This window comes from Endozoicomonas elysicola (assembly GCF_000710775.1).
GTDB classification, from domain to species: Bacteria; Pseudomonadota; Gammaproteobacteria; order Pseudomonadales; family Endozoicomonadaceae; genus Endozoicomonas; species Endozoicomonas elysicola.
Genome location: NZ_JOJP01000001.1, coordinates 2790572 through 2803191 on the forward strand (window position 1 = coordinate 2790572; position 12620 = coordinate 2803191).

At 48.4% G+C, this 12620-nt stretch carries 8 protein-coding genes; all 8 read right to left on the minus strand.

Features of this window, described 5'->3' with window-relative positions:
• Window positions 1-160: 160 nt before the first annotated feature.
• The 8 genes from GV64_RS12030 to GV64_RS12065 all read right to left on the minus strand — a co-directional run bounded on the left by GV64_RS12030 (window position 161) and on the right by GV64_RS12065 (window position 12576).
• Window positions 161-1522: a D-arabinono-1,4-lactone oxidase gene (locus GV64_RS12030; RefSeq protein ID WP_020583088.1), complete on the minus strand. Its 1362-nt coding sequence runs from the start codon at window positions 1520-1522 to the stop codon at window positions 161-163.
• Between the two features lie 26 nt (window positions 1523-1548).
• The gene (locus tag GV64_RS12035; protein ID WP_020583089.1) at window positions 1549-1929 is read right to left on the minus strand and encodes a c-type cytochrome; all 381 of its coding nucleotides are present in this window, start codon (window positions 1927-1929) and stop codon (window positions 1549-1551) included.
• Window positions 1930-2148: 219 nt separating this feature from the next.
• Window positions 2149-3639, minus strand: coding sequence for a sodium/proline symporter PutP (putP, locus tag GV64_RS12040; RefSeq protein WP_020583090.1), 1491 nt, complete (start codon window positions 3637-3639; stop codon window positions 2149-2151).
• Between the two features lie 192 nt (window positions 3640-3831).
• Window positions 3832-4914 carry a hypothetical protein gene (locus tag GV64_RS12045; RefSeq protein ID WP_020583091.1) on the minus strand — a complete coding sequence of 361 codons (1083 nt, stop codon included), beginning with the start codon at window positions 4912-4914 and terminating at the stop codon, window positions 3832-3834.
• A gap of 706 nt (window positions 4915-5620) precedes the next feature.
• Window positions 5621-7333, minus strand: coding sequence for a sulfatase family protein (locus GV64_RS12050; RefSeq protein ID WP_020583092.1), 1713 nt, complete (start codon window positions 7331-7333; stop codon window positions 5621-5623).
• A gap of 125 nt (window positions 7334-7458) precedes the next feature.
• A complete protein-coding gene (locus GV64_RS12055; RefSeq protein ID WP_020583093.1) occupies window positions 7459-9174 on the minus strand; it encodes a sulfatase family protein in 1716 nt (571 codons plus the stop codon).
• Window positions 9175-9481: 307 nt separating this feature from the next.
• Window positions 9482-10843 carry a hypothetical protein gene (locus GV64_RS12060; protein WP_152554037.1) on the minus strand — a complete coding sequence of 454 codons (1362 nt, stop codon included), beginning with the start codon at window positions 10841-10843 and terminating at the stop codon, window positions 9482-9484.
• 83 nt (window positions 10844-10926) lie between these two features.
• Window positions 10927-12576 carry a sulfatase family protein gene (locus GV64_RS12065; RefSeq protein ID WP_020583095.1) on the minus strand — a complete coding sequence of 550 codons (1650 nt, stop codon included), beginning with the start codon at window positions 12574-12576 and terminating at the stop codon, window positions 10927-10929.
• Window positions 12577-12620: the final 44 nt, after the last annotated feature.

The following is a 12620-nucleotide window of genomic DNA, read 5'->3' on the forward strand; positions in this document are numbered from 1 at the left end:
GGCACAAAGAAAGCACAATTCGGTTAACTGAGTCTGGCTAAGTTATACCTCAGAACACGTTGTGGCTTTGTGGCCTTTGTGGTTCCTTCTTTATAAAGCTATTTACGACAACCTCAATTTTCCATGAAGGCTGGTTACGAAGACCCTCTCAATATTGCTATCAGGTAAACAGTTGCTTCAAATAGGGGTTCAGGAATTTACCCTGAGGATCCAGTTGCTGCCGGACCTGGTTGAACTCTTTCCACTTTGGATAGAGCCTTGAGAAATCCTGGACAGTCAGCTTGTTGAGTTTACCCCAGTGAGGGCGGCCATGGTATTTACGCAGGATAGGCTCGATGGCCTTGAAAAATTCCTGGTAATCCTCTTCGAAGAAACGGTGTATGGCAATGGAGCAGGTTTCCCGCTGGTAGAACGGGCTTAACCAGATGTCATCACCTTTCACATAACGGAATTCGATGGGGAAAAAGACCTCATGGAAGTTTTCTTCCAAGACTTCACGAATTTCCTTCAGCGCTTTCAGGCCATTTTCCCTGGGCAGGTGATACTCCATCTCGTTAAAACGGACATTTCGATCGTTGGCGTAATTCTTCCAGGAGCTTTCAATGACGACCTCGTCGTCAATGGTTTTCATGTACGTACTTAAGATCACCTCACGCAGGGCAGGGGACCAGCTCAACATATCCCTGGCCAGCTTAAGGTCGTTGGCACCATCATTAGTATCCAGTCGTTCAGTGCTGCCTAATGGTTCATTGGTAATGTTGTGAACGTCAGTCCATCCCATGCCGGTAAAGGGGATGTAATAGAACTCGAAGTTACGGTTGTTGTCCGCCATGTCTTCTGCGACTTCGAGAATTTCATCGAATTCACGCCAGACCGTTTCCCGCTTTAACCGGTAAGGTGCTGAGTTCTGCATGGTGACCTTGGTGATAATACCCAGTGACCCCAGTGAAACCTTGGCAGCCTGGAACAGCTCTGCATTTTCCTGTTCACTGCATTGCAATACTTCGCCACTGGCGGTGACCAGCTCCAGGGCCTCTACCATGGTGGGGATACAGCCGATACCGGCTCCTGTGCCATGGGTTGCGGTGGCGAGACAGCCAGCCAGTGACTGCTGATCGATGTCTGGCATGATGGTCAGGGCCTGACCCAGTTCTTCCAGCGGCTGCCCAATATCACCCAGACGGGTTCCACCCTGAATGGTGGCCTGCAATTTTTCCGGATGATGATCGACGATGCCAGACATACGGCTGAGAGAGACCAGCGTGTCATCAGTAGGAACCAGGGCGCTGAATGAATGCCCGGAACCCACTGGACGAATAACACCCTTTGAGGATGTGATGATTTCCTGCAGCTCCGCAACGGTGCTCGGGGCTTTTCTGAATTCAGGAAAGCACTGCTGTGATCCAGACCAGTTGCGCCAGGGAATACGGCGTTTTTCTGCAGCAAAGCTGATGGTGGGTGAAATAGCCTGGGCTGCCGCAACAGCAACTAATGACGTCAAAAAATGTCGGCGACTTAACATAACGATATCCTGGTGTTCGCTTCTTATTATTCTGCTGGGGCAGCCATGAAGGTGATCAGGGCTTCAAACTGTTCGGGATCGCAGTCCATGCACATACCGAAAGGAGGCATGCCACCAAAGCCGTTGATCACATTGTCCAGAAGCTCATCCATGCCTTTGTCCATCCGACTATCCCAGCTGTAGCTGTCGCCAGTCAGTGGGGCACCGGTATTGGCAATGGTGTGGCAGGCCTTGCAACTGCGGTTGTAGATGGCGGAGAGGTGAGAATCTTCTGGCTGCAACTGACTGGCCAGTGTGGGGTCGAATGCTTCTTTTGATGACAGGATTTGTGATGAGTCACAAGCTGTGAGCAGGAAAGAAAATAATACGGTACCTGTCAGGTATTTTGCGGTTTTCAGGAACTTCATAAAGCGCTTCTCTTATTGTTGTTTGCTTTCTACGCTTGAGTTGAACCGGGATGATTTAATTTTCTTGTACCATAGTACAGTTTTGACTCAAAAAAAAGCCCCGTTTATGCATCGTGGTCAGTAGAGTAACGCTGAAGAACAAACATTGAGAGGTGTGTATAAAAAGAAGAAATCTGAAAAAAGGGAGCAGCGCATTGCTGCACCCTTTGATAAATACCATCAGGATATCGTTTGCTTTACCAACTCAAACTCTTTGGTGATTTCTTCATCGGGAGCCTTGGTTATCAGACTGATAATCACAATGGCTACAGAGGCAAACAGAATGCCGGGTACAATCTCATAGAGATCGTAGATGCCACCACTCAGCTGCTTCCAGACGACAACCGTAACGCCACCAACAACAATGCCAGCCAGAGCGCCAAAGCGGTTCATCCGCTTCCAGAACATACTGAATAACAGCGCAGGGCCAAAGGCAGCACCAAAGCCAGCCCAGGCATAGGAGACCAGCCCCAGGACAGAACTGTCGGGATCAAAGGCCAGGAAAAGCGCTACCAGTGCAATCGCGATGACTGCAAGACGTCCTACAAGCATGACCTGCTCTGAGGTCGCGTCTTTTTTCAGAATGTCTTTATAGAAATCCTCAGCCAGTGCAGAGGAGGACACCAGCAACTGAGAGTCAGCGGTGCTCATAATGGCAGCCAGGATAGCGGCCAGCAGAATGCCGGCAATCACAGGATGGAAGATGGCATTCACGAGAACCATAAAGATTGTCTCACCATCGGCAAGTGCAGAGCCCTGATCGTTCAGATAGGTCAGACCTGCGAGACCGACGAGGATGGCTCCTGCCATGGATAAGCCACTCCAGATGACCGCTATGCGACGAGCCGTGGGAACATCGCTCTGAGAACGAATGCCGGCGAAACGCGCGAGAATATGCGGCTGGCCAAAATAACCAAAACCCCAGGCAACCAGGGAAAGGATGGCAATCCATGTCAATGCTTCTCCATCGGCGCTGCTCCAGGGGTTCAGCAGGTGTGGATTATGGTTTTCCACCAGTGTGAGTAATGACTGGTCTGAAGAGCCAGACTGCAGGGCAATAATGGGAACAATTAACAATGCTGCCGCCATCAATAGCCCCTGAATAAGGTCAGTCCATGAAACGGCGAGAAATCCGCCAAACAGGGTGTAGGATATGATGCAGAGCGTGCCGACAATCACGGCAATGCTGTAATCAATACCAAAGACGGTTTCAAACAGTTTGCCGCCGGCCACCAGTCCGGAACTGGTGTAAAACAGGAAGAACAGCAAAATGAAAAAGGCTGAAACCACCTGCAGCATTTTTGAGTGGTCTCTGAAGCGATTGGTGAAAAATTCCGGCAGAGTTACCGAGTTTCCGGCAGCTTCACTGTATACCCGTAGTCGTTTGGCCATTAACAGCCAGTTCAGCCAGGTACCCAATAACAAGCCACCGGCCAGCCAGAATGCTTCAAACCCGGCGGCAAAGGCATAACCGGGCAGGCCAAGCAGGAGCCAGCCGCTCATGTCCGATGCTCCGGCACTGAGTGCCGCAGGCCATGGCCCTAGGGTTCGGCCCCCAAGGAAATAGTCTTCAGAATTGCTGGTGCGCTTCCAGGCCAGGAATCCGATAAACAGCATCAGGGCCAGATAGGCAATAAAGGTGATTAGAATGGCACTACTGCTCTCATTCATAAGTCGTCCTTTTTAGAGTTATTGGTTTTTATTGTTATGCCAGTGATTTTCTGATGTTGTTAGGGGGCGCAACTGTTCAGATGTTCATCTGGCTTCCTGAGTCAGGTTGAAACAGAGTAGCATTTTGTAATAATACTGTCGTGTTATCTGATCAGCCAGGCTATTATTCCTTGGAGTGAATGATTGTCAAATTTATAGCTGTTCTAATGATTTTTTGAAGTCACTTCCTGATCTGCAAGATGGATTTTTCAACATATTCAGCATTGTTTCTATCCTTTTACCGTACTGCTGCTTACTTTGCATATTTCTATCTTGAATTAATGACTTAATACCCGCTATGACTTGCTCTTCCAGCATTTTTTTCAGTTCACTGTGAGTGGAGTGTTTTTCAGTAAGCCCTCTGGATACAGCAAATGCCATTGTTTCTACTGTTGCTAATAATCGCTTTTCAGAAAATCGAGCCCATTCACACTGACGGTTGCCTGACTGACTGGCTTTCATAAGTGTGTGATGTAGAGCATTGATAAATAATTGGTCAAGTGCAGGATTATCAACTGGTTGTCTTGAGAGGGCTTGGTTATGTCGCTCAATGTTTACTATTAGTGCAATAACTTTATAGAGAGAGCCAGATTGTGATTTATTTATAATCTCATGCTGAATCAGGCTGGCCGTAATAATTCTATTGAGTTTTTCAGGCAGTAAAATCGGTTCGGATCCTTTACTATCAATCATTAATGATAAAATTTGGTTAATGAAAGGAAGGCGGTTTTGTACTGATAAGTTATTACATAGCCAGGCCAGTTTCGTATATCCCTCTATACAATTCACTATTGCATGGAAGTTGTGGCACTTCTGCAGCTGTGCAATAAATATATTTTTTTCCCGCAGAGTATCAATATCCCGCTGGGCTTTGCCAGAAAAGCTTAGTTCACCTCTATTGCTGCTTGCTGGTCTGGAGTATGGCATATGTGGCTGCGCATAATGCTGTCTTTGTATTCGCTGAGGGCCAGGGGAGGCACTATAAACGTATGGCTGAACAATTGCACAGGGCCGAGTTGAAAGAGTTGTACTTGTTGGGTAGGTCATGAGTCCTTGAGCTTGAAGTGGTGATAAGCTTTGTGGTTGAAGATTTACATGGAAAATAGAAGAGTGATGATAAAATGAGGCGGCAGATGCTTGTGATAAATGAGTATATGAATGTACTGGTGTGGTATTACTCTGAAACTGAATAAGCTGCTGACTTAGTAATGCTGGAGGTATATTTCCTGGCTGCATTTTGTCTTTATCCAAGTTGCGAAAAATGAAGACAATAACTACCAATTTATATGGAGTCGAATTTTTCTAGTTAATTGGGTTGGCACTGGGTAACCCAGCAGAGTGTCTGAGAAATGAGTATGTCAGAAAGTATGATTTCATATTACTAGGTACTTATTACTACGGTATATCTATTAACTTTTTTGTATTTTTAATATCCTGATTCTAGACGTTTTTTATATTTTTGGGGCCATTCCTAATGTTTTTTTAATGGCAGTGTGGTGCCATATTAATAGCATTGTTTGGTCTTAGAGAGTGATTTCGTTTCAAAATGACTTTATTGATTCGAGGTTGTTTGCTGAATATCTTTCATTGCTGGATCACTGAGGTTCAATAAGTTATCTCAATACGTTGCCTGAGAATGAGTTTACCCATATGGGCAAGAAATGTTCTGTCGAGCCTTTGAATGAGTTTAGAGTCAGAAAGGCTGAGTTGCAGGTCCATAGTCTATCTCCGGAAAGACTGATGGATATTAGCTTATTAATGGGGACTTGATCGCAGGTTCTCTGGCTGAGGAATAGTGGTAATCAGGATGTTCTTTATGGATTAAAACAAGAGCAGTGAAAGAAAACTTTTTCCAATCAGCTCCTGAGTCACTGTTGACCTTATGTGATACCCATTAAATAACCAGCGCCAGGACGGCGCTGGTTATGTTTGGCTAAGACGATTAATATCCTAAAGCCTTTCTTTCCTCATGGGTCATATAAGGATAAGGCGCCTCAAAATAGCTTTCAGGTACCTGGTAATCCTTACGCAGCTTATTAAGCTGGGCCGTCATGGTTTTGCGCACTTCCTTATATTCCGGGTTATCGTAAACGTTATTGATCTCAAACGGGTCGTTTTCCAGGTCATACATCTCGAATGAGCCCACTCCGGTGTAGAAGTTGATCAGTTTGAAACGATCCGTTCGAACACCATCGTGACGTGGAACGTTATGGCCACCATGCTCATAGTAGTGGTAGTAAACCCCCGGGCGCTCAGCCTGCCACTGCTGGTCGGTCTGCTTTCCGGTAAGCAGTCCTTTAAAGGACTTGCCTTGCATTTCGGCCGGTACATCAGCGCCTACCATGGTCAGAAAGGTTGGGGCAAAATCGATATTCTGAATCATGCCCTGGGGTCTGGAATCGGGCTCGATTTCCCCTGGCCAGCGGATGAGGAAGGGCATCTTCATACCTTCTTCGTACATGTAGCGTTTTTCAGCCCAGCCATGTTCGCCGATAAAGAAACTCTGGTCGGAGCTGTAAACAACAATAGTATTTTCAGCGAGCTTATTCTCGTCAAGCCATTCCAGCAGGCGACCTACGTTTTCATCCACGGTCACCACCGAAGCCATGTACTCTTTCATAAAGCGCTGGTACATGAACTTGGTGCGTGCCTTCAGGTTTTCCGGAGGAATGTTGTCGCCAAACTGACGCTTGTACGGCGGAGACTGGATTTTATGCCAGTAATCCATATTCATATCGTCGTAGGCATCGTGCCAGGCCTGACGCTGTTCATAAGTCATCCGGTTCATCCACTCATCGAAGTTTCGGCGGGTGAAGGTGTCCATCTGGGCAAGCCATTGTTTACGTACGACTTTCTCTTCCGGCGTGCTGCCGTCCGGTGGGAAGGCATTTACCCCCTCGTCGTTCATGCCGTACATCTGCATCCAGGCGTTTGGCGCATGGTCGCCACGGGTAGCGTAATTATCGTACAGCGTTGCGGGCTCAGGAAACTCATGATCCTTGAATAGATTCAGGTGACGAAGCGGTGGGCGCCTTGGGGTATGGGGGGATTTGAACTGTACCATCAATGAGAAGGGCTTACTTTCATCCCGCGATGTTTCCAGCCAGTTAATGGCTTTGTCCGTAATGACATCGGTTGAATACCCCTCGACGGTGTATACCTTACCCTTGTGATCAATAAACTGCGGGTTGTAATAGGATCCCTGTCCACCGTGGCTGTTCAGAACCGTAGCGTACTGGAACTCATTGGTTGGCGTGGGGTGCATATGCCACTTGCCAATCAGTGCGGTCTGGTAACCTTCATTGGCCAGCAGTCTGGGGAATACCGTCTGGTTACGGTTCCAGCGGGACGTATTGTCGGTTACTCCGTTAAGATGGCTGTGCTTACCGGTAAGAATGGACGCACGACTTGGCTGACAGATGGAGTTGCCAACAAAGGTGTTTTCAAAAATGGCACCCTCTCTGGCAATCCGGTCAATATTCGGTGTCTGAACCATTGTGTCATCGTAGGCACTGATGGCACGGGTGGAATGGTCATCACTGAAGATAAACAGAATATTGGGCTGTTGTGCTGCCGAGGCTGCCTGTGCCATCAGTGTGGCAGCCGTCAGCATTGCGCCGGCACCACGGTAAAAAGCGGATCGTGTGAAGTTCATTGTTTTTCCGGAGAGTTTTTAATTCAAATAGCAGTGGGTAACAAATCAAAATGAACGGTTAATTCACTGAACCATTTAATACCGGGACAGACTTAAGTGGTTCAGCGAAAATACTGAGGCTTACATTAAAAGCCCAGAGCCTTTCTTTCCTTGCGGTTCATATAAGGGTAGGGAGCAACATAGTAACTTTCGGGCACTTCATACTCCTTACGCAGATTGGTCAGTTGAGCCATCATGCTCTTGCGCACTTCCTTATATTCCGGGTTGTCATAGACGTTACTGGTTTCGTAAGGGTCGTTGTCCAGGTCATACAGCTCGAAAGAGCCTTCGCCGGTGTAGAAATTGATCAATTTGAAACGGTCTGACCTCACTCCATCATGGCGTGGAACGTTATGACCACCGTGCATATAGTAGTGGTAATACAGTCCGGGGCGTTCCGCCTGCCATTGCTGGTCAGTCTGTTCACCGGTTAGCAGTCCCTTGAAGGATTTGCCCTGCATCTCTTCAGGTACCTCTGCTCCCACCATGCTGAGGAAGGTTGGTGCAAAGTCGATGTTCTGAATCATGCCCTGTGGTTTCTGGTTAGGCTTGATTCCTTCAGGCCAGCGGATAACAAAGGGCATTTTCATACCTTCTTCGTACATATAGCGTTTTTCTGCCCAGCCGTGTTCACCAATGAAGAAGCTCTGGTCCGAGCTGTAAACGACAATGGTATTTTTTGCCAGTTCATTCTCATCCAGCCATTCTAGCAGGCGGCCAACGTTTTCATCCACGGTCACCACTGAAGCCATGTACTCTTTCATAAAGCGCTGGTACATGTACTTGGTACGGGCCTTTCGGTTTTCCGGAGGAATGTTGTCGCCAAACTGACGCTTGTAGGGGGCAGACTGGATTTTGTGCCAGTAGTCCATGTTCATATCATCGTAGGCATCGTGCCAGGCCTGGCGCTGTTCCGCATTCATACGCTTCATCCATGAATTGAAGTTTTTGCGCGCATTGGGAGCCATTTTGGCCAGCCACTTTTCACGAACGACTTTTTCTTCCGGCGTGCTGCCATCCGGTGGGAAGGCATTGATACCTTCATCGTTCATGCCGTAAATCTGCATCCAGGCATTGGGGGCGTGTTCGCCACGGGTCGTATAATCATCGTAAAGCGTGGCAGGCTCAGGAAACTCGTGATCCTTAAACAAATTGAGGTGACGCAGTGGTGGTCTTCTCGGGGTATGGGGTGATTTAAACTGCACCATCAGGGAGAAGGGCTTACTCTCTTCCCGGGAACCCTCCAGCCAGTTAAGGGCCATGTCCGTGATGACATCGGTGGAGTAACCCTGAACGGTATACACATTACTCTTGTTATCAATAAACTGCGGGTTGTAGTAAGTGCCCTGACCACCAGATCCATACAGTACCGTTGAAAACTGGAACTCATTGGTCGGCGTAGGATGCATGTGCCACTTGCCTATCAGGGCTGTCTGGTAGCCTTCATCAGCCAGCAGTCTTGGGAAAATGGTCTGGTTGCGGTTCCAGCGGGAGGTATTGTCAATAACACCGTTAAGGTGACTGTGTTTACCGGTCAGCACCGAAGCACGGCTTGGCTGGCAGATGGAGTTGCCAACAAAGGTGTTTTCAAAAATGGCACCTTCTCTGGCGATCCGGTCGATATTCGGTGTCTGAACCATTGTGTCATCATAAGCACTGATGGCACGGGTCGAGTGGTCATCACTGAAGATAAACAGAATATTGGGTTGTTGAGGTGCTGCCGAGGCGGCTTGGGCCATCAGTGTCGCGGCGGTCAGCATAGCACCGGCACCACGGTAAAAAGCGGATCTTTTGAAATTCATCGTTTTTCCCAGGTGGGGTAAAGTCTTCATTTTGTTAATTGTGAAATCAGCATGACTCAATTGCCGGTAACTCCATTGGCTCTCACTGATTCATCAGGCCATTAATAAAATCAGCGGGCAGAAATACGCTTGTTGTGTCGAGTTAATTCATGCAAAAGACAAGTACTGATTCTGTTTTATTATGATATTCATTTTTGTCGAAACGTTTCATAGACTTGGGTCATAAAAATTACCGGTTAAAAATTTTCAACATTCGCTAATGTAAACGGAAACCACTTGTGGGTTTCCGTTTGGGTAAGGAAGCCGGTTATCTTGCGGCTGTTGTCGTTTCACTGATAGTGGGTAAAGGCTTTCGATAATCCGCAGGTTCCGGATTGAAATAGTCGTTGAACGTGTTGAAAAACTCCATGCCCAGATTCTCCGGCAGTGCAGCCAGACCAAACAGCATTGTTGAATAATCCACGGCCTGGATATTGTCAGCCCGCCATTCCGGGTTAGTGGTACTGTACCGCCAGAGAATAGTGCTGCCATCCTTCAGCTGGTAATGGGCACGCTTGTCAGGATCACGGTACATGGCGATCAAATCGGTTCTTGCCCTCTCAAGATGGGGTAAGAAGCCGGAAACAATATGGGGAGAAGCAATTTTTTCCAGGTTAAGGTCTTTATCACCGGGAAGGGCGATACGGTCAACACAGTAGCCAGTGCTGCAGGCTCCAGCGCCACTGCCCCATTCATAAGTTTCCCGACTTTCAATACCCTGATCCTGCCACCACTGAAAATCAGCCATCGCCGCATATCGGGTGGCCTTCTGATACATCTGGGAGTCAGAGAAGTGATGAACCAGATAGTTGTTGAACTGGAAGTTGAACATGGAGATGAATCGGCTCCGGCCTGCGGAGAGAACAGGAATCTTCCCGTAATAGCTGATGGGCGTATATTTCAGGGTGTCATACCAGGTGTCCCAGAACCGTATGGCATCGGACCCCATATTCCCAAAGTCCTCTTCCTGCTGGCGGGCCAGGTCAGCAACAATCATGTATTCATTGAATACCTTGGTTTTATGGCGCTTGAAAGAGCCGTCCTTATGAGCAGCGAGGTAGATATGCCCGGTGCGGTAATCGGCAATAAAGGATCTCAGGTCTGTGGTTTCATAGAGCTCATCCACCAGGTCCGCGATTTCCTGGTTGTTATGGAAATACCGTTTGGCAAACAGGGCACCGCTGAGCATGATGGCGCTGTCGATCGGGCTCCAGTCATCACCGATCGCCTTGCCCGTTTCCACGTTATAAAAGTGGATGTAAGTGTTGTTATCATTGCGGGGAACCGAGAAGTCAGGGTCTTTGCCGGTCAGTACCTTAAGGCTTTTGATCACCAGTTTTTCGGCTTCAGGTTCCCAGCCATTGATATGGCCAATGGTCAGCGCAACCAGGCCCATACCGGAATTGGCAATGGAACCCACTTTGGACTTTCCATCCAGAGGGTACAGGTCGTTGTAGGAACCATTGTCGTTTCTCACCATCTGCCAGTAGGTATAGCTGTTACGATAAAGTGTCTGGATTATCGCCTCATCGCTTTCAACAACCTGTGCTGATGGCTGGATATTTTCTGCAGCCCAGGAGGGCTGCGCTATGCTCAGGCCCACTGCCAGAGCCCACCCGATTTTTTTCATACTGCCGAATTCCTTAAAAGCGTAGACTGATCTTTGCTCGCGCATATCAGGGCCGTTCCTGTGAGGAACGGCCCGGCCATTGGTCATTTCTTAAAACTATGAGGAAACAGCTCTCTCAGGGTGGGTGCCGGTTTACGTTCCAGGTCGGCATCGAGCCACTCCACCATGGGAGGAACATCGTATTTCGCTTCCAGCCTTTTGATTTCTGCTTTAAGCCGTTTTATTTCATCCGCATACCGGGGATCGTTGATGGCATTGTTCATCTCGGTGGGATCCCTGGAGAGATCGTAAAATTCCCACTCATCCATCTGATAATAAAAATGCATCAGCTTGTAGCGATTGTCCCGCACACCGTAGTGACGACTTACGTCGTGCATGGCCGGGTATTCGTAGAAGTGATAGTAAAGTGATGTCCGCCAGTTATTATCGTTGCCGGAGAGCAGGTCAACCATGGACTCGCCCTGCATGGCACTAGGAATGGCAATACCGGCGTATTCCAGGAACGTAGGTGCGTAGTCAATATTCTGAACCAGCTCGTTAACCACGGTGCCGGGTTTGATTCTGGCGGGGTATTGCATGACCAGCGGGGTTCGAAACGATTCTTCATACATGAAGCGCTTATCGAACCAGCCATGTTCACCCATATAAAAGCCCTGATCGGAGGTATAGACAACAATGGTGTTGTCGGTCAGGTCATTGGCTTCCAGGTAATCCAGTACATCACCGACGGATTCATCAACCGAGCGGATAGTCGCGAGATAGTCCTGCATATAGCGCTGGTATTTCCAGAGTGCCATCTCCCGGTCTGACCAGCTGGCTTCGTTGGCATTCATATGATCATTACGGGCCTGATAAGCTTCGTCCCATTCACGACGCTGTTCCGGTGTCAGGCGTGCCAGCAGATGAGGCCAGATATCTTCCCGCCACTGGGTTTTTCCCACACCGGTGGTCATTTTCAGGTCATGGCCTTCCTGGGCATCCCGGTAAATATTCATGGTCTGCATACTGGCAGCCACACGCCCTTCATAATCGTCGAAATAATTCTCAGGTACCGGGAATTCAACATGCTCAAACAGTCGGGTATGCCGGGGAGCAGGCATCCAGTTGCGGTGAGGTGCCTTGTGGTGCATCACCAGTGCAAAGGGTTTGGATTTATCCCTCTGCTGATCAATCCAGTTCAGGCTTTTTTCGGTGATCATGTCGGTGGTGTAACCCATCTCAATCTTCACACCCTCTTTGGTGATCCAGTCCGGGTTATAGTATTCCCCCTGATCGTTCAGAATTTCCCAGTGGTCAAATTTGAAGCCTTCCGGTGTCAGGTTGATGTGCCATTTACCGATGACCGTGGTGGTATAGCCATTATCCTGCAACAGGTTTGGCCAGTTATCCTGGGTACCATCAAATAGCTGACCATTGTAGTTAAAGCCGTTTTTGTGGCCAAACTTGCCGGTAAACATGGCCGCACGGGATGGGCCACACAGCGAATTGGTGACAAAGGAGCTGTCAAAGCGGACCCCGTTACGGGCAATACGGTCAATGTTGGGTGTTGGCGCCAGTTCAGCCAGATCACCACCATAGGCACTGACCGCACGCTGAGCATGGTCGTCAGACATAATGTAGATAATGTTCGGACGCTGCAGCGGCTGCTCAATACGGGTCAGATCAGGGCTGGTGGCATGAGTCAGCTGGGACAATACACCTGCTACCATAAGTGACACTACCTGCTTTTTCATTGGCTGTTATCTTGGCTGGTTTTATAAGCGCACCCGGTGTGACC